Raw genomic sequence first — 19035 nt, 5'->3', positions numbered from 1 at the left:
GGCATATTGCACCACATTTGGCAACAAATGGCCTCTAAAAGGGTGAAAATGGCGGCCTTTTAAAATAAATATTCATTTTGCCATGCTCACAAGTTAACCCCATTTTACATCAAAACTAACTGTCGCGAGAATCGATTTTTTGCGCGCTGACATACGCTTGGTGGAGAAAAAGGGCAGCCATAGTGTTAAAAACCATACGGAAAAACGGACAAAAGACGAGGCGATAGCAGGCGAGTTAAAGAGTTTACGAGCATTTGGTTAATTAAGCTAGCAGGGTTAGTTTATCTTATCTAGCTCTTCTAGTCAGATTGGTCAGACCGGTCAGACTAGTCAGACAGGTCGGACAAGTTAACAAGAGTGGTGGCGCAGCCATCTTTTCACCTTTTCACCTTTTCACCTTTTCATCCTTTCATTCTTTCACCTTTTCACCTTTCCAATTTTTCACCTTTACAAGCCTTTTCACCTTTTCAATTTTTCACCTTTAAAATTCCTTCTTCCCTTCCAATCCCAACAAAAATATCTTCTTATCCAAGCCACCTGCATAACCCGTTAGTGTGCCATTTGCTCCAATTACGCGGTGACAAGGGATGATTATGCTGATGGGATTGCGGCCAACGGCTTGCCCAACGGCCTGCGCCGACATGCGCCCAGAGGCGTTATGCGCTGCTAGGTACGCGGCCAAAGCCCCATAAGTGGTGGTGGAGCCGTATGGAATGGTGAGCAAACGCTGCCAAACGGACTGCTGAAAAGGCGTGCCTTGCGGACGAACGGGCGGCGGAACACCAGGATCGTGGCCTTCAAAATAACGCGAAAGCCATGCGCGGGCAGCAACAAAAACGGGTAGTTGGGGTGCCTCTTGTAGTGTAACACCCTTGGGATACTTGACTTTCTCGCCCTCAAAAAGTACACATGTAAGTGCCTCTCCATCGCTTTCGAGATGGAGTGTGCCTAAGGGAGAAGGGAGTTTGAGGAAGAAGGAACGCGTATTAGGCACAGCCTGCTTGCCACAACTAATAACCGGACTCACCGACAAGCCTTTTTCAAGAGAAAAAGTCGCAGTCCCTAGCCCCTCTCCACGGGGAGAGGGGAGTAATGTGTCTTGCGATTTATGGGATTTATTGTTTTTTTTCATTGTGGTTTGATGAAGAACAGATTATTCTAAACTACTGCCAACCTCGCCTTATAAGTTGTCAGCCAAGAAGAGAGGAGCGTGAAATATTTGGCTATATCATTGTATCTTATATTTGTAAGCTTAAAAACCGCAAGACACATTACATCCCCTCTCCCCTTGGAGAGGGGCTGGGGGTGAGGCCGTTTTGTGTCTTTTTTATTTCACTTCCACCCTAAACGTAGACGCTGGAAGGCCATCGGCATTCACCAAATTGGCTCTTGTGAAGGGTTGCCAGCCATATCGCACGAAAGCGGGACGGGGCACTTGCGGACATGTAAGCCTTACTTCGTTGCCCTTGATGGTGGCTACGGCAGGATAGAACACCTCGTCGTAACCCGCCACTTCGAACGTGCGAAGGGCCTTACCATCGGCCGTTTTCAATCCGTCGGCCCAATTAAAGCACACTTGCACCTCGCCATTTGCCTGTTGGGTGGCACTTTGCACACTTGGTCCGCAGGGCGTTAGTCGCTTGAAATCGTACTGGTGATAAAGGGCAAGCCGTGCTAACCGATAGCCGACAGGCTGTTTTTGGCGAGGATGAACATCGAGCGAATCGCCCACATCGCTGCTCACAGCCATGTAAACATGTGGCAGGGTGTTGGCCATCAGTCGCTGACTGTTGCGGAACCACGGCCAAGAAGGGCGGTTGATGCTAGACAATTGCACCATGTAAACGGGCAATTGTGGCTCGTTCCAGTTGGTTCGCCACGAACTTAACAGCAGTGGAAACAGGCGTTCGTGTATCTCCATGTTCTCGGCATTCGACTCGCCTTGATACCAAATAACACCATTGATGGGGAATTTGGCAAGCGGACGGATGGCCGCATCGTAAAGATAGGTGGGCTGATAGGGGTGCATCTGCAACTTATCCGTAGTGCGCGCAATGTTCTTTCGCATGCGCTGCACCACCCACGGCATAACCATTACGTTGTCTTTAAAGCGGTCGTTCAGCAGTTCGGGATAGTCGTCTTCAAGCGTTTGGCGGTCTATCCACGCCTCGGTAGGACTTCCACCCACAGCGTTGACAATGATACCGACGGGCACCCCCAGACAGCTGCGCAATACCTTAGCAAAATAATAGGCCACGGCCGACACCTCGCCCATGTTTTTAGACGTGGCTTGCTGCCAGCCGTTACAGCGCATATACTGCAAGTTATTGGTAGAATCGAGTGCTGATTGCGGCCATTCTGTATCGTTGGTTTCCCATCTTGGCACGAAGTTTAGCACGCGCAGGTTGGGGTCGTTGGCCGTTTTCAGTGTCTCTTTGGCAAGTACGTCATTGGCTAAGGGAAACGCCATGTTGCTCTGTCCGGAGCAAAGCCACACCTCGCCCGCAACGATATTCTTAAAACGGAGCGTTCGTTGCAGGCTCGTTACGGTAAGGGTATAGGGCTTTCCCATGCGAGGTGGGGCGAAAACAATACGCCACGTGCCATCGTTTTGCACCACGGTGCTGCGCTTTTCGCCATTAAACGTGGCTACAACGCGTTGCCCAGCGTTGGCCGTTCCGTAGACATCGAAGTCGCGGTTGCGCCTAACCACCATGTTATCAGAAAAGACAAGGGGCATTCGCAGTCCGCCATAGTCGCCCGTTAGTGCCTCGTACACCACGCGCGCAAGCACTCCTGCCCCTGTTTTGTTGGGGTGCAATCCGTCGGGAAACATTTGCGGGAAGGGCAACAGCGGCGTATAGAAGTCGATAAGGCGTGCGCCTGTGGCCTTTGCCACACGTTCGATGGCGGCTTGTATCAGCTTATGCCAATCGCGCGTGCCTGCCAAAAAGCGGTGATGGCGATGCGATATGGGGCTCATCTTGGCGATGTAGAAGGCGGCTTTGGGGTTAGCGGCCTTAAACGAACGGATGAGCGCGATGTAATCTTTGGTAAAGTCGTCGCGAAAGAACGGCCAGTTGCGTGGGTCGGTGTCGTTGATGCCAAGGTGTATCACTACCATATCGGGTTTGAAAGCCAAGGCATTCTTGTACGCCTCTTGCTCGATGTAGGGGCGATGACCGCGCGAAAGGAGGGTTGCTCCCGAGTGTCCGAAGTTGCGTACATCGTAAGTCTTGCCCAACTTCTGTTGTAATTGGGCGGGATATGATTCGGTTGCGGGGTCGGGAAGTCCGTAACCGTAAGTGATGCTGTTGCCTACACAGGCCACGCGAATGGGTTCGGCAGCGATGGTTGCTAAGGCAAAGGCAAGTAATAAAAGGATGAAGAGGGGTCTTCGCATCGTTGGTTGGTATATGGGGAAAAAGAAAAGGGAGTGAGGTGGCCTCACTCCCAACCCCTCTCCAAGGGGGAGAGGGGAGTGAATCGCATGATGGGGATGTGGAGTTTGGCAGCAAGTTGAGGTTGATAAGCCGACAAGATAGTTAGCCACAAAAGGTGAAAGGGTGAAAAGGTGAAAAGGTGAAAAAATGGCTAACGCCACCACACTTCTAACTTAACTACTTAACTCCTCAAAACTTACTACTTACTACTCTACTCCTTTACCACTTACTCTTTAGAACTTATCATACTCCAAGTGGAAGTTAACGACAGCCTCGATACCCTTACGGAACATACTTAGCGGCATGTTCTCGTTGGGCGAGTGGATGGCGTTAGACTCTAAGCCAAAGCCCATGAGGATGGTTTTAACGCCTAGAATTTGCTCGAAAGTAGAGATGATTGGAATGCTACCACCCAAACGAGCAGCCAAAGGACGTTTGCCAAACACCATTTCTACACCACGCTCGGCAGCTTTGTAGGCAGGCATATCAATGGGGCATACATAACCCTGACCGCCATGTAGGAACTTGATGTCTACCTTAACCGACTTGGGTGCAACGCGTTTGAAGTAGTCGATTACCAGTTGGGCAATCTCTTTATAATCTTGGTGTGGCACCAATCGGCACGAAAGCTTGGCGTAGGCCTTAGAGGCGATAACCGTTTTAGCACCATCGCCCGTATATCCGCCCCAAATACCGCACACGTCGAACGAGGGACGGAAACCCGTACGCTCAAGCGTTGAGTAGCCTTTTTCACCAAAAAGTTCGTCTACTTCGATGGATTTCTTATATCCTTCGAGGTCTAGCGGTATGCTTGCAAGCATCTTTCGTTCATCGTCGCTGGCCTCTTCCACCTTGTCGTAGAAACCAGGGAAGAGTATTCGGCCGTCTTCGTTGGTTGCATCGGCGATGAGTTTGCACAACACGTTGATGGGGTTGGCGATGGCTCCACCATAATGTCCTGAGTGAACATCGCGGTTTGGGCCAGTCACTTCTATCTGCCAGTAGGCAATACCGCGAAGTCCAGTGGTAAGCGTAGGTATGTCTTCGGCAATCATACTGGTGTCCGAAACCAGTATCACGTCGCATTTCAGCAGTTCTTTATGTTTCTCAATAAACGCGCCAAGACTGGGAGAGCCCACTTCTTCTTCGCCTTCGAGGATGAATTTGATGTTATGTTTCAGCAGGTTGTTCTTCACAACATACTCGAATGCTTTGGCTTGGATGAACGATTGGCCCTTGTCGTCGTCGGCTCCACGTGCCCAAATGCGTCCGTCGCGCACCTCAGCCTCGAATGGTTCGCTTTTCCAAAGCTCGAAAGGTTCTGCGGGCATAACGTCATAGTGACCGTAGATGAGCACCGTTTTTGCATTGGGATCTACTATTTTTTCGCCGTAAACCATCGGGTTTCCATCCGAAGGCATCACCTCGGCACGGTCTACTCCGGCCATCAACAGCAGTTCTTTCCACCTTTCGGCGCAACGTTGCATGTCGGGTTTGTGCGCTTGTTGCGCGCTAACACTGGGTATGCGGATAAGGCTGAAAAGCTCATCGAGCATACGTTCTTCGTTCTCTTGAATATACTTCTTAATCATCTTATTAGTTATTTAGGGATAATTTTGCCTAGGTTGCGGTTCGTTCTGCAAGCAGTTGGTTCGGTTGGCGAAGGGTAGATAGCGACTTGTCGCAGCTGTATCACAGTTTTTAAGCCTTGCATCGCCTGCTCGCCATGCTTTTGTTTCGAACACGGGGTGTGGTTTTTTGGCGGTTATTCCCCCTTCGTTTTCGCATGTCTTTTCCAGCCATTCTCAGCGAAACAAGTGTTGTTTTCGTGCTTGTTTGCTCTCGTTTACGATGGTTTGTTTGCACCATTTGCGCGCAAAAAGAAAGGAAAAGGAGCGAAACAACAGACTTTTCGGTTTGCAAAAAGCAAGTTGTAAGCCCCACCTTAAACCCACAATGCCCCAAAGATACGCCTTTTCTTTGTGTTTTGAGCTATTTATATATTTATTAACAAAGGCATGAGCTTTGGTCTATACCTCTGAAACGGCGAGAAACAACAAATGAAGGGCAACTTGCCACGCGCACGCTTTAAGAAGTGGCCTCTCTGAAACAGCGAGAAACAACAAATGAAGGGCAACCTCAAGAGGTTGCATGTGGTTGAACAAGACAGGAGTTCTAGGCTTATTATGTGTTTATAGCTCAGCGAGTTCGCCCTCTTGTTCCGTAGGTAGTGGCTTTGAAACCGTAGACCGGACATTCAAAACAGCCCATACAATGCCCAAAAAAGCCGAACCGCCCGTTGCGATGAGCATCGTTAAATTCTCGACTCCAGCATTGTATAAGAGAAATCCTGTGCTTCCTAAACAAACAATCACTGCAATAATGGCGCAGGCGATTGACGCTTGGAACTTCTTTTCTCGCACAACAGGGGCTACCCCAACCATCGCCACAACGAATATGCAATACTTCATGGCCATGAATAGGCTGTTAATGACTATGGCTACACCGCCATTAGGGTCGAAGTTTGAAAGCATTTTGTTGAACACAAACCCATAGGCATACTGCACAAGAAGGATAGCAAGCAGCCCTATTGGCAGCATTAAGACCCATCTGAGGGCGGGATGTAGCTTGCTTACTAGTTGTAATTCGTAGCTGTCGTCAATCTCCAGCTTGCTCTTCTTTTTCTTTTTAGTATCCATTTTCGGTATTTTATTATTGGTTAAACATCGTCTTTGCGTTGGTTTTCGATACCCGAAAGAGCCTCTATACTTATGGTTCTGCGGCGTGGGACACCTTATTATATAAGGTTGGTGCTACCCAGAAGTGAGCTGTTATGCGCGGTCGAGGATTTGAATCTGTTACACATAGGCTATTGTCTCCTACCTGCAATGAAGCGGCATGCGCTAACTAACAATCGTTTTACAGCGCAATCCAATGCTCTGGAAAGATGTCGGGCACATTCCATGTAGGCTCGGCAAACCATTGTTTGGGGTAAATGGCAATGGCCGACGAACCTTCTGAGAGGTAGGCGCCCCAAAAACTGAAAGTGGAATTGGCGATGATGTGCCCCTTGCAGAGCGACATGAGGTAGAGATCGGCGTGGTCGGGTTGCGCCTGAGCATGCTCAACGAACACGCAATTGGGCAAGCTGAGGTTCTCTTTGGCCCACTCCATGTCGTCGGAGAAGACGAAGAAACGCGATTCAGGATGTCGTTCGCGAACGGCGACAGCGGCCGAGAGGTAATAATGAACCGAGCAAACGCCGAAATTAGACTTGTTGGCTGGCAGCAAATAGTCGCCTCTGCGTACATGAACGCTTACGGCAAAGGGCGTTGTTCGTATCTCTTCGGCATAGTCGAGCTGCTCAAACGGGCGGAAATTCAGTATCTCGGCGGCGTTGGTAATGTGTTGTTTGTGCTGCGAATAGTCGTCAATTAGTACGGCTCGTGGGTTTTCTTCGCGATAAAGACGCTTAAAAAGATGTAGCCTGCGCAACATTTTCAGCACCATTACCAGCAATTTTACGCGCAACGGCTCGTTGGGTAACGTTATTTGGAAGGCTTTATCGAGCCACACACCACCGTGTTGTTTAGTGCGGCGACGGTCGTAGTGCAGGTAAACGCCACGGTTGTTGTGCCTAAGCAGGCCGTGATAGCGGCAATATTCGAAGAGTTGGTTGCCCAACCCACCTTTAATACATACTATTTTCATCGTTAGCGGCAGATGTTTTAGTTTCCTCGTTCGGCCCAATCGCCCCTATCGAGATTTCTATAACTAATGGCCTCAGCCAAATGTTGCGACTTAACGGCTTCGCTTTGTTCGAGATCGGCAATGGTTCGCGCCACTTTTAAGATGCGGTTGTAGGCTCGTGCCGACAGACTTAGGCGTTCCATAGCCGTTCGCAGCAACTCAATGCCTTCTGCATCGGGTTCGGCAAATTGGTGAATCATGCGCTCGGTCATCTGCGCGTTGCTGTAAATGCCCTTTACTTCCTTAAAACGCTGCTCTTGCATGTGCCGCGCACGGATAACGCGTTCGCGTATTACGGAACTCGACTCGCCTTGAACGGCCTGCGAAATGTCCTTAAACGGAACGGGCGTTATTTCTACTTGAATGTCAATTCGGTCGAGTAACGGACCGCTTATCTTGTTCATGTAGCGTTGTATCTGACCAGGCATGCACACGCAGTGGTGAGTTGGGTCGCCATAATAGCCACACGGACAAGGGTTCATCGAGGCAACGAACATGAAAGAGCAGGGATATTCGATGGTGTATTTGGCGCGCGAGATGGTTATCTTGCGGTCTTCTAGTGGCTGTCGAAGTACTTCGAGGGTGGTTTTGTTGAACTCTGGCAATTCGTCGGCAAACAAAACGCCATTGTGCGCCAAAGAAATCTCGCCCGGTTGGGGCGTTGCGCCGCCGCCAACAAGGGCAACTTCGGATATGGTATGGTGCGGCGCACGAAACGGACGCTGCGAGATAAGCGACATGCCCTTGCCCAACTTGCCTGCAATGCTGTGTATCTGCGTGGTTTCTAGGCTCTCGCCCAGCGACAACGGCGGCAAGATAGAGGGCAGACGCTTGGCCATCATCGACTTACCTGAACCTGGCGGTCCCACCATAATCAGGTTGTGAGAACCAGCCGCGGCCACTTCCATAGCGCGTTTAACGTTCTCTTGACCACGAACATCAGCAAAATCGAGGTCGAAACGGTATTGTTGCTCATAAAATTCCTTGCGTGTGTCGATGACGGTAGGCTCGAATTGTGCTTTCCCCGAAAGGAAATTCACCACATCGACGATGTTTTCCATGCCATAAACATCGAGGTTGTTCACCACGGCTGCCTCGCGAACGTTGGCTTTTGGAACTAAAAGTCCCTTAAACTTCTCGGCTCTGGCCCTAATGGCAATGGGCAATGCGCCTTTGATGGGCTGCAAAGTGCCGTCCAAACTCAGTTCGCCCACCATCATGAAGTCGCCTAGATGGTCGGTTGGCAGCTGACTATCGGCGGCTAAAATGGCGATAGCCAAGGGCAAGTCAAAGCTACTGCCTTCCTTGCGGAGGTCGGCAGGTGCCATGTTTACGGTGATGTCTGCCCGTGGGAAACGCATGTTGTTGTATTGAATGGCCGACGATATGCGGTCGCGCCCTTCGCGTACGGCCTCGTCGCCAAGGCCTGTGAAGTGGTACAACATGCCTTTCACGAGGTTCACCTCCACGGTAACGGTGGTTACGTTCAGCCCGTTTACCGCTGCGCAGTAGGTTTTGACAAGCATAGGTGAATGTTTTTCAGAGCAATTTGTCGAGTCGTTCTTTCAATTGGTTGGCATCAAGGTCTTTGGCTACTATCTTTCCGTTCTTCAATAGGATGTTGAACGGCACACTATAAACCCCTAATTTCTTGGCAACGTTGCCCTCAAACATCGCCCCGTCACAGATGTTGGGCCACGAAATGCTGTCGCGTTCCAAGATGTCTTTGCACTCTCGTTGAATGGGATCGATGCAAAGGCCCACCGCTTTCAGCTTACCTTTGGAGCTACGCACCTTTTGATTGAGCATGCGTTGCAACTCCATGCTCTGCATGTTGGTGGTACTCCACACGCTGAACACGGCCACGGGTGCCTTATTGCATAGTTGCTCGCTAACCTTTTCGCCTTTTGTCGAACGTGCTTGGAAAGGCGGCAGCGATGCGCCCACAGCGGTTTTGGCAAGAACGGAGATAAGCGACTGCATGCGGTTAAGCTCGCCATTCTTGGGTTGTTCGGCCAAAAGCAACTTCAACAAGCGAGCCGCCTCTTTATAATCAGGGGTTGGTGTGGTGATGAAATAACGCCTTACAAGGTATGCGGCAACAGGCGATGCGGGGTTATCGGCCGCAAAAAGAGCCGCTGTCTTAGCAGCCTGCGGTGGCGAAGCGTTCGCTATGGCCTCGCGAAACTGGTTCATCAGCTTGTTGTCTTTCGTTCCTTTTACCGTTAGCTCCTTCAGGTGCGAGGCATCACCCTCCATCTTTACGCTCTTTCCCGGCTGTGCAAAGATAGGTTGTTCAGAGAAATTGGGGAACACCATGACCAGCGTTCCTTCGCGTTCGCAAGGAATTTCGTAGACGAAACGGCCCGCTTCCAGCTTAATCGTGTCTATTCCGTCTATCAGTCCATTGGTGCTATACACATAAAACTCGCCGCGATTGATTTTAAGGAAATGGCCTTCCACCTCAAAGCGGTTGCCTTCCACCCCACAAGCAGTGAGTAACGGTGCGAGTACAGCCGCGGCAAGCATGGCCTTAGCAGGCTTAAAAGGCGAAGGGTTAACAACCTGCCAAACCATTTTCGCAAACTCTATCAGCGTTGTACACTTAAATGAAGTTGTCGTCATAGTGGTTTATGCAAATTGTTAACCCTTTACTCATCGTTCCCCGCATGGGGCGATGTGCATGATTACTTATTCAGTTTAGCAAACTCAAGGTCTACGGCGGCGCGTTGAGCCAGACGAGCATCCTTAGCGGTTGCCGCTTGCAGAGCAGTTGTTGCAGCAGCATTGTCACCTTGGCGTGCATAAGCTACGGCCATGAGATAGTCGGTAACGGCATCGGGGTGCTTAACGTTCTTCAAAGTGGCGAGTGCACCTTCGTAGTTCTTGTTCATCAGTTTGGCAAGAGCCGCCATGTTGCTCTCATAGCTGCTCAGGGTAGACTCGGCAAGCGAGTAATTGCCCTTAGCGATGTTGAGTGCGCCCACAGCCTTGTTGATGTCGTTAGCTTGTTGAGCCTTAGCGATGAGTGTTTCGGCCTCAGAGATATTGCCCTCGTAAAGCGCAACCATACCCAAGTTGGCGTTAGCTTCTGCTGCATCGGGTGCAGTGGCCAGAGCCTTTTGGAAGTAGGTGCGAGCCTCAGCCAAGTTTCCAGCCTGCATAGCCAGCACGCCCAGGTTGTTGTAAGCGCGGTAGTCTTGGTCGTACAGTTCGGTTGCCTTCTTATAGATGTTGTTCTTTTCGGCGGGGTTGTCTGTAAGGGTTGCACTATAAAGGATCTCTTCCGAGCTGAGTTGCGTTGGGTCGGCGGCAAATTGTTCTTTAATTTGCTCGTCGCTGCGGCCAACAACCTCGTAATTGATGGTTAGGCGTGCGCGGCGCAGTTCGGGCAGGATGCCGGTAGCCAGTTCGCGGAAGCCTTCGCTCATGTTACGGATTTGGCGTTCGCGCTCTTCGGGATCCTTGTACATAGAGAGTACGCGCAAGATAACGTCCTTATCTTGGAGGTTGGAAGCTTGCACCAACTCTTGGAAACCATCCCAGTCTTGTGCCGTGTAACGAGCCTCAACAGCAGTCTGCATCTTGTTCTGTTTGAGTTGTCCCTTAACGTAGCCTTCACCAGTGGTCTGGCGTTTTGCAGCCAGCTTATCGTTGATAACGAAACCACCTTCGGGCGATGCGTAAGCGTTAACTTCCACGTTGCGCAAGTTAAGTTTTTCGCGGTCGGCGTTGATTTTCTTCAACATCTTGACGAATTCGGTTACCGAATTGTTCTTCAACTCGGTTTTGCGCAAGTTAGCCTGGTTGATGAGGAACTTGATGTTAGCCTCTTGCTTCTGCGCCTTGATGCGTTGGAAGCTGTCGGGAGCGATGCAAAGTCCATCGTTGGCCATAGCCTCGCGGTAGAGTTGCGATGTGGCCACCACGCCGTAAGAAACCTTCACGGCAGGCAAATCCACCTTTTTCTTTCCCATTCTAGCATCGAAAGTGAGGTAGAGGTCGCTCTTAATCATGTCTGGCACATAATTAAAGTCGGTTTTCATGGAGTAGCGTCCGCCCAATTTGTAGGGCACTTGCTGTCCGTTTGCCGTGGCTTTTTCGCCTTGGAAGGTAGCGCCTTCGCCGGTTGCCACTTGACCACCCGCGTACCGCAGTTCGGGGATGATCTTCACTACAGCTTTCTTCTTCATGTACTTGGCAGGGAAGTTGGCATCAATAGTAGCAGATACCAAACCGCCATTTGCTTCCAACGGAGTCGGTGTGACTTGGAAGTTGTCGGCAGAGAGTGGCCCAAGCTTTGAGCACGACGTCATTGCCAACGAAGAAAGCACTGATAACGTAAGGATTAGATTCTTATTCATAATAGATAAAGTGTTTAGAAGGTGTGCCGCGAGCGGGACTCGAACCCGCACAGCCATTACTGGCCAAGGGATTTTAAGTCCCTCGTGTCTACCAATTCCACCATTGCGGCATTCTATTTTAGGCGGCCGTTTGGGGTTTGAGCGGAAAACGAGACTCGAACTCGCGACCCCAACCTTGGCAAGGTTGTGCTCTACCAACTGAGCTATTCCCGCATGATGATGGGTGCAAAGTTAGGCTTTTAGGTTGTAACAACCAAAGGATTTTACACAATTTAATACAATAGTGCTTTCTGCCATTCGTCACAAAACTCCTAAACAGAACATTTATTCGCGACCGTCACATTTCCGTTTTCTTTTACAACTGCCTATCGAGTGGGCGTTGTGAGATAAAAGCCCAATTATTAATTAAGGTGAAGGAATGGTGCGGCATTAGAAAAAACGACGAATTGTTAGGCAGAACGCTATTCTCTTTGTTTAACATAAAGGAGGAAAGGATTGTAAAGGTGAAAAGGTGAAAGGATGGCTGCGCCCTTTAAAGGTGAAAAAGTGAAAAGGTGAAAAGATGGCTGCGCACCAGTCTTGTTAACCCGTTAACTTGTCAACTCGCCAACTGACTAAGGTAAAAGGGTGAAAAAGTGAAAAGGTGAAAAGATGGCTGCGCCCTTTAAAGGTGAAGAGGTGAAAAGGTGAAAAATGACTCCAACCACCAGCCTTGTCAACTTGTCAACTCGTCAACTTGAAAAGGCGGAAAAAGGGTCGCAATTATATTGCAAACTACACAGATGATGAAACAAACACTTGCCAGTCGCCATCCTTCTCTCTGCGTTCGATATAGCCCTTTCGTGTCATTTGTGCCAGCTGTTTCTTTACTGCCGCCGTTACAATGCCAGCTTTCTTCGACAATTGTTCTATCGTTATGTCGGGTGTTTGTTGCATTGCCATTAGCATCGTACTGCTAGACGCACTGCGGAAAGTTATTTTTTGGCCATCGTACCACCATACGTTAGCCGACTGTTCTGTTGCAAAGCCGATGTTGTATTGCAACTCTTCTGCTACCATCGCCTTGAAGTATTTAAGAAAACGCCTAATTTGTGCAAGACTGGCATGTGCACCAGCTGATGGTGAAGAACCTACGTCAACATCCGCTTCGTGTAAGGCGTCGAGGTATTCGTTCTTGTTGCGATTGCGAACCACCACCATCGGCCAGCCACGCCGTGCAAGGATATAGTTCACCAACAGTCGGGCAATACGCCCGTTACCATCTTCGAAAGGGTGAATGCGAATATAACGATAATGGAAAAGAGCCGCCAGTTCTACGGGCGACATCACCCCTTCGGCCTCCATGGCATTATACCAGTCCACCAAATCTGCCATTAATGCTGGGGTTTCTTCGGGCGAGGCATAATCGAAACGTTCGCCATAACGTGTAATTACGCTATTGGGGCGCGTTTTATATCTGCCTGCGTGGATGGTAAAGCTTGTTTGGCTGCCGTCTGGCAATTGGCGATGCGTGGTATAATCTTCTCGTAGTAGCACATGATGAAGTTGCCGAATGAAATTCTGTGTTAAAGCGGTGCGCGCTTTCATTTCATCTTCTAGCATCTTTACGCTTGCCAAACTGGCTTTCATGTCCACAAAGTCTTTCAGCTTGCCTTCGCCGCTTACCTTTCCAAACAGCAACAAAAGCTCTGTTTGACCGTACGTAAGCGTATTGCCTTCTATGTGGTTGCTGTTGTAATTATACTCCACAGTAAACCGTTGGCTAAGCAAAAACTGCTTGCGCTCGTTAAGCGGTTGAAGCGCTTTCCACTTGTCATACAATGCTTGCAACTTATCCATAACGCTAAAAAATATACGTTCAAAGGTGGCCATTGGCTACCTTTAAAGGTTGTTTCTGGTTGACAAGTTAACGGGTTGACGAGTTAACAAGTCTGATTTTCCTGCTTTTTTATGCTCATGCCGACTTAACGAAACAGGCTTTCCTCACGTGTTTCTGGGCACAAACTGCATTTCGCGCGTTCGCACAGCGTAATTAGCAAAGGGCATTTGCTGTGGGCAATGGCACGCGAGTGTAGATACAAAGATACAATAATATTGTGATGGCGCGCAAAAACCTTAGGCTATTGTTGCGTTGTACCCGAAATATTTAGCATCTGTTGTTGCAAAATGAACAATAGACTAAGCGGTTTAACCACACTAATGCGCTATATTATGCACTCCATTTCCTGCTAACCCACATCAGCACAAAGTAAAGTAGCGCGCCAGAGATTAGCCCGGCAAAGGCATCGATGGCGTAATGGGCCATGATATACACGGTGGAGAAACACATCAGCACGAAGAACGGGAGCAGACAGAGCACCAAACGGCGGTTGCGCGTGTGCCAAGCAAGGAGCATGATGATGGTGCTGATACCTACATGACTGCTGGGGAAGGCAGCCGTAGGGCGTTCGCCCGCCTCGTGAGCGTGCTCCACCATCTGATAGAATATGCCATTGGCATAGCCAGGACTGGTAAGTCGTTCGCTGTGCAGGTTGAAGTAGTCGCCAACGTTGGGAAAAATGCCCATCGCTATCTTTTCCATGCCCACGGCAGGATAGTAATATTGCGGACCTGTTACGGGCAAGGCCACGAACACCACGTAATAGATGAAGAAGGCGGCGATAAGGACGAACGACGCTCTTTCAAACTCGGCGTAACGGCAAAAGAAGTAAAACAGCGTTACGGCCAATATCATGGGGAAGTAAGAGGCGTAGCCCATATCCATCAGTTCGCTAAACCAAGCCGAAGGCATGGCATCGCAAAACACCAGTGCAGGTTGAAAACCAAACACCGATTGTTCGGCTTGCGCAAACACATGGTCGAGGTTGGGCAGTATGCGGTTAAGCTCGTAGGTGTCGGGATACCACCACGAAAGCAAGTAAAGCTGTGCCACAACGCGCGTTAGTTTGGTGAACCGACAAGGCACAAGCCTGTAAACAATCCACAGCGCAACGATGATGATGCCGATGCGAACGCGCCCCCAAATCATGGATTCGGGGTTGGCAAGTTTGGTATAAGTGAAGAACACCATGAGCAGAGTTAGTGCCATGTAAGCCAGCACAACCCATTCTAGTGCCATCAGCCCCTTTCTGGGCGATTTCTCTATTGCGAAGAGTGATTTGATGAAGTTCATTGTTGTGTAGATGCAGTTACAACCAACCGTTCTCCTTATACCATTTTACGGTTAGCGCGGTACCCTCTTCGAGGTTCACTTGGGCGTGATAGCCCAGCTCGTCCATCGTCGGTTCGATGTTACACCGCCAGTTGCGTTGTTTCAAGATGTGGTACTTGTCGTTGTTGAGTGCCGAAATGCGCCCTGTGGCTCGGCCAATGTACTCGCCAAAGAACGTAACCACGCGCAAGAACCATACGGGAGCCTTGATGCGTAACATCCAAGGCTTGCCCAAATTGCGGTGGATAAGGTCGCTGAAATCGTACGAACGATACACGCCGCCGTCGCTAAGGAAATATTTTCGGCCGCTCATGCCGTGGTCGAGAGCCAAGAAAACGGCCTGAACCACATCCTGTACATACACAAAAGTGATGTCTTGCGGTTTGTATCCCACGGCAAAGTCGATGTGTTGCTTGATGCTTTTGGCCATGAGGAAGTAGTCTTTCTCGCGCGGACCGTACACGCCGGTGGGCCTTAGCACGATGTAAGGCAACACCACATCGGTTATTTCGCCGTCTTCGTTCTTGGGATTTAGCGAGTCTAGGTACTGTTCGGCCAACAACTTGCTGTGCCCGTAGGCCGTGTTAGGCATGGGTTGGTCGGTTTCTTGTATTTCTTCGTAAGGCTGTTGTTCGCGTACAGGACCGAAAACGCTGAGCGAAGAGATAAAAACGAAGCGCTTAAGCGGCATCTTCAGTTCTATCACAGCATTGGCCAAGTTCTTCGTTCCCTCAGTGTTTACTCGGTAAAAATCGTTGCGATGCAAACATTTGGTTGCCCCGGCAGCATGCACCACGTAGTCGAAATGGTGTCCGTCGAGTTGGCTTTTCAGTCGTTCTGCATTGCCCAAATCAAGCTCCACGAAACGAATGCGCTTATCTTGAAGGTATTCTTTGGAACTGCTTTTCCTTACGGCAGCCCACACTTCCATGCCTCTGTTAAGGGCTTCTTCTACGATAAAGCTCCCAATAAACCCGCTTGCGCCTGTAACAAGTATTTTGTCCATAGTCGATAATTGTTCTTTTCTTAGTTAACTAGTTAACGGATTATCGGTTGCAATAGCCGTCTACAAGTTAACCATTGGCTTAGCCAAAACGTATGGAATGTTTGCCGATTTCGGCCCTCATCCCTCGCATTAAAATGCAAAGATACCACAGATTTTTTACAAAAACGAAAGGTGGAGCGGGATTTATTTGCGTATGTTGTAAGTATATAACATGGTTTTATGTTTTGTTTCTGCTTGTCGGCGGCACTGCCATGACGTTTCGTTTGTGAAAAACATCTTTAATAATGAAGTAGTATTTACTTTTAAAATTTCTATAACTTGAGAGGAGTGCACGACAAATCAACTCACTGCTTATAAACTAACGAAAGCCGAACAACTCACGAAGGCATCAACGCACAAACTTACCAACTCATCAACTTATCAACTCAAAACCTTAAATCTCTATCTTTTATTTTACAATATCGTTCTAATTTTCGCTCCGTTCTAGCGAAAATATAGGCTGAAAAGTAGGTAAATTACTACTATTTCTAGGTTTTCTCGCCTTCCGCCTTGTCTATTTTTAAGAACAAAGCCTGCATTTTGCACCATTTTGCCTTTCTAGTTTGGTTGCCAACTCATAATTTCTCAAGCCCAATTACCCACTTTCAGCCCCCAAAACCTCCACTTTTAATGCCTGTTTTGCCCTTTTTGGCTCTGTTTTTAACGGCTCTAAAAGGTTTTGTTTATACAATTTCAGTGGATATTTATGCTTTTCGTCTTACGTTTAGCGGCATTTTGTACCGCATTTTGCACCATTTTACCTTGCGTTTAGCACCAAAACGCACTCCGTTTTGGTGCTAAACGGAGTGCATTTAGCGGCATATTGCACTGCGTTTTGCACCATATTGCTGTACATTTAGCCGCAAATAGCCCCAAATGTGGTGCAAATGGCGGCCTTTTCAAATAAATATTCATTTCGCTGCATTCACATACTAACCCCTTTTTGCATCAAAACAAACCCTCGCGAGAATCGTTTTTTTGCGGCAAGGTGGGCGGTTGGTGGATAAAAAGGGCACTCATAGTGTTAAAACTTTTGCTGAAAAGTTGACAGGTTTTGGTAAGTTGGCAAGTTGACGAGTAGACGGGTAGACGAGTGGATAAGTGAACGGGGTAATCGTTCAGCACTTCGTATTGTGACCTAGATACGTCCTTTTTGACACAAGAACATAAGTAGGTGGTTCTGATAGTAACTTCAACGTAGATCTAAATAGGTCCTTTTTGACATAAGAACAGATGAAACATAAAAAAGTGCGCTTTACTTTTTCCTCATTATAAGTAGAAGGGGCTAATCGTTCTTTTTCTCGCCATGACCATGTTCGAGCAAACCCGACATTGTTCATCTGGCTTAACGAAAAACGTTCATCTCTTCATATTGTGACCTAAATACGTCCATTTTGACATAAGAACATAAGAGACATAAAGAAGTGCGCTTTACTTTTTCCTCATTATGTGCCGCAGGGAAGATGCTTTCAACTTGTAAAGAGTGTATTGAAAAAACTCCCGCCAGGCTACCTCTTTTGAGGATAGCCATATTTTGTTGCAGGCGAATGGGGCAGAATTTCAGATTTCATCACTTCTTTGTTCAGCACTTCGTACGTGAGTGGAGCGTTTGTCTTGGTTTTACGGCACAAAGACATAAACTCCTCTCAACTTGTAGAAAGATTAAAAGTCAACACGACTTTAATACATGATGTTTGTTTGCTTTTTCTCTTTCGCAAGTTTTCTTGGCTCGTACGTTTGCCTATTTGTTGGCTTTTCTTTAATTTTGCGCAAAGGAATGGTTAATCGCAAGGCATGCGGTGGGCCATTTTACATTAAAAGGAAGAAAGATTATGAGGCAAGAGAAAAGAACTAAATCGGTGTTGAAACAATATGCCGAGCAACGTAAGCTGATGTACTCCATTGTCTTAGCTTGTGCTATCATCCTGATGTGTTGATATCTGGGCTATTGTTTTGGGCGTGATTGCGCAATAAGAGATAACGCAAAAGAAAGCTCCGCCACTATGGAAAGACAATAAAAATAGAGGCTGCCTCTACTGGTTGATATTGAGCAATAAGGACTATCTCTTTTGGAGTGAGGCAAAATTTTATGACCCTTGCCCCGAGATGAGTTCTTTATATATTGCACAATTAGTCTTAGCGAGTCTTCAAAATGGAACGGCTATTTCTGTGTTGCAGTCTCATTTTTCGGGACTACGCACCCTAGCCGCAAAGGAAAACCACGATGTTTTCCATATTATTCTGTTGAAAGCAGCCGCATTTTTTGCACTTCGTTTTTGAAGTACAATCTATACCCATCGATATCTTGCCCTTTTTCTCCTCTTTCTTCGCCACCTTTCGTCTGTTCTGGATTACTTGTTTCCTGTTCTTAAACTATCTAAATTCTTCTGTATTAGATATTTTTATGTCAAAATGTTTTGTCGGGACGAATAATATTCGTATATTAGCATCGTAAAAAGAAGACCGTTTCAGATTGGCTTTAAGGGGTGGTGTCGGCATGCTTGTGCGCCATTCTGAGGCCGAGATGGTTGCGAACGGCTACGTTGCTAATCCCAGCATCATTGCCAATGTTGGTTTTTGCAAGCGTGGCGCACTGCTAAGGCATGGTGTCCTGATTGTGGTTGTTGATGTGCGCCGTGCAAGCTCTCGCATTGGAACAAGGCCTGATGGCTCTCTGCAAGGGAACGTGGCTCGGTAATCGCACTTTTTACGGTGAACGCATGATGTGTGTGAATGCAACTATTCGTTCATCAGCTATCTCTCTCTATTGTTTAATTAGCCCCAGGAGTTAACAGGTTACTTCTGGGGCACACTTTTCTTTAAAGGTGAAAAATTGAAAAGGTGAAAAGGTGAAAAGATGGCTGCGCCTTTTAAAGGTGAAAGGGTGAAAAGGTGAAAAAATGGCTAACGCCGCTTAAAGGTGAAAGGGTGAAAAGATGGCTAACGCCTTTAAAGGTGTCTAGCGGTTTCTAGGTTTCTAGTTCATTCTAGCTTTCGGACAAGTCAGACTGGTCAGACTGGTCAGACAAGTCAGACTGGTCAGTCTGGTCAGTCTGGTCAGACTTATCCTATTAGCCTAACATCACCAATACATTTGGCTTCTCTCCTTAACTCCTCAAAGTTTAAAAGCATTTGGCTTAACTCCTTAACTCCTTTAACTTGTCAACTCGTCAACTGACAAAGTTGAAAGGCATTTGGCTTAACTCCTTAACTCCTTAACTC

At 48.2% G+C, this 19035-nt stretch carries 11 protein-coding genes and 2 tRNA genes; all 13 read right to left on the bottom strand.

Annotated features, from left to right (window positions below):
* Positions 1-481: 481 nt before the first annotated feature.
* Positions 482-994 (bottom strand): methylated-DNA--[protein]-cysteine S-methyltransferase, encoded by a 513-nt coding sequence (locus HMPREF2955_RS13000; protein ID WP_070723915.1) that lies wholly within the window; start codon positions 992-994, stop codon positions 482-484.
* Between the two features lie 333 nt (positions 995-1327).
* Positions 1328-3403 (bottom strand): GDSL-type esterase/lipase family protein, encoded by a 2076-nt coding sequence (locus HMPREF2955_RS12995; protein WP_070723870.1) that lies wholly within the window; start codon positions 3401-3403, stop codon positions 1328-1330.
* 273 nt (positions 3404-3676) lie between these two features.
* Positions 3677-5035 carry a dipeptidase gene (locus tag HMPREF2955_RS12990; protein ID WP_070723869.1) on the bottom strand — a complete coding sequence of 453 codons (1359 nt, stop codon included), beginning with the start codon at positions 5033-5035 and terminating at the stop codon, positions 3677-3679.
* Positions 5036-5635: 600 nt separating this feature from the next.
* Complete coding sequence (locus HMPREF2955_RS12980) at positions 5636-6142, bottom strand: flagellar biosynthesis protein FliQ (RefSeq protein WP_070723867.1); 507 nt, start codon at positions 6140-6142, stop codon at positions 5636-5638.
* A gap of 220 nt (positions 6143-6362) precedes the next feature.
* The gene (locus tag HMPREF2955_RS12975; protein WP_070723866.1) at positions 6363-7154 is read right to left on the bottom strand and encodes an alpha-1,2-fucosyltransferase; all 792 of its coding nucleotides are present in this window, start codon (positions 7152-7154) and stop codon (positions 6363-6365) included.
* A 17-nt stretch (positions 7155-7171) separates the two neighbouring features.
* Positions 7172-8719: a YifB family Mg chelatase-like AAA ATPase gene (locus HMPREF2955_RS12970; protein WP_070723865.1), complete on the bottom strand. Its 1548-nt coding sequence runs from the start codon at positions 8717-8719 to the stop codon at positions 7172-7174.
* Positions 8720-8732: 13 nt separating this feature from the next.
* Entirely contained in the window at positions 8733-9818 is a 1086-nt protein-coding gene (locus HMPREF2955_RS12965; RefSeq protein WP_083317732.1) for a DUF4369 domain-containing protein, read from the bottom strand.
* Between the two features lie 62 nt (positions 9819-9880).
* Positions 9881-11557 carry a tetratricopeptide repeat protein gene (locus HMPREF2955_RS12960; protein WP_070723864.1) on the bottom strand — a complete coding sequence of 559 codons (1677 nt, stop codon included), beginning with the start codon at positions 11555-11557 and terminating at the stop codon, positions 9881-9883.
* A 24-nt stretch (positions 11558-11581) separates the two neighbouring features.
* Positions 11582-11667 (bottom strand) — tRNA-Leu (locus HMPREF2955_RS12955).
* A 30-nt stretch (positions 11668-11697) separates the two neighbouring features.
* Positions 11698-11770: transfer RNA gene (locus HMPREF2955_RS12950), tRNA-Gly, on the bottom strand.
* Positions 11771-12331: 561 nt separating this feature from the next.
* On the bottom strand, positions 12332-13396 hold the full coding sequence (locus HMPREF2955_RS12945) for a Fic family protein (RefSeq protein WP_070723913.1): 1065 nt from the start codon (positions 13394-13396) through the stop codon (positions 12332-12334).
* Positions 13397-13766: 370 nt separating this feature from the next.
* A complete protein-coding gene (locus HMPREF2955_RS12940; RefSeq protein ID WP_070723863.1) occupies positions 13767-14729 on the bottom strand; it encodes a phosphatase PAP2 family protein in 963 nt (320 codons plus the stop codon).
* A 16-nt stretch (positions 14730-14745) separates the two neighbouring features.
* The gene (locus HMPREF2955_RS12935; protein WP_070723862.1) at positions 14746-15774 is read right to left on the bottom strand and encodes an NAD-dependent epimerase/dehydratase family protein; all 1029 of its coding nucleotides are present in this window, start codon (positions 15772-15774) and stop codon (positions 14746-14748) included.
* Positions 15775-19035 lie beyond the last annotated feature (3261 nt).

It is taken from the genome of Prevotella sp. HMSC073D09, assembly GCF_001814145.1.
Classification (GTDB): domain Bacteria; phylum Bacteroidota; class Bacteroidia; order Bacteroidales; family Bacteroidaceae; genus Prevotella; species Prevotella conceptionensis.
Note: the sequence above shows the minus strand (reverse complement) of the source record. Positions and strands in the feature narration are given on the sequence as shown.

Excerpts from the sequence above, each read along its gene's own strand:
- HMPREF2955_RS12980 (WP_070723867.1), bottom strand. The coding sequence starts at position 6,142 with ATGGATACTAAAAAGAAAAAGAAGAGCAAGCTGGAGATTGACGACAGC.
- HMPREF2955_RS12965 (WP_083317732.1), bottom strand. The coding sequence starts at position 9,818 with ATGACGACAACTTCATTTAAGTGTACAACGCTGATAGAGTTTGCGAAA.
- HMPREF2955_RS12990 (WP_070723869.1), bottom strand. The coding sequence starts at position 5,035 with ATGATTAAGAAGTATATTCAAGAGAACGAAGAACGTATGCTCGATGAG.
- HMPREF2955_RS12970 (WP_070723865.1), bottom strand. The coding sequence starts at position 8,719 with ATGCTTGTCAAAACCTACTGCGCAGCGGTAAACGGGCTGAACGTAACC.
- HMPREF2955_RS12975 (WP_070723866.1), bottom strand. The coding sequence starts at position 7,154 with ATGAAAATAGTATGTATTAAAGGTGGGTTGGGCAACCAACTCTTCGAA.
- HMPREF2955_RS12960 (WP_070723864.1), bottom strand. The coding sequence starts at position 11,557 with ATGAATAAGAATCTAATCCTTACGTTATCAGTGCTTTCTTCGTTGGCA.
- HMPREF2955_RS12945 (WP_070723913.1), bottom strand. The coding sequence starts at position 13,396 with ATGGATAAGTTGCAAGCATTGTATGACAAGTGGAAAGCGCTTCAACCG.
- HMPREF2955_RS12935 (WP_070723862.1), bottom strand. The coding sequence starts at position 15,774 with ATGGACAAAATACTTGTTACAGGCGCAAGCGGGTTTATTGGGAGCTTT.
- HMPREF2955_RS12995 (WP_070723870.1), bottom strand. The coding sequence starts at position 3,403 with ATGCGAAGACCCCTCTTCATCCTTTTATTACTTGCCTTTGCCTTAGCA.
- HMPREF2955_RS12940 (WP_070723863.1), bottom strand. The coding sequence starts at position 14,729 with ATGAACTTCATCAAATCACTCTTCGCAATAGAGAAATCGCCCAGAAAG.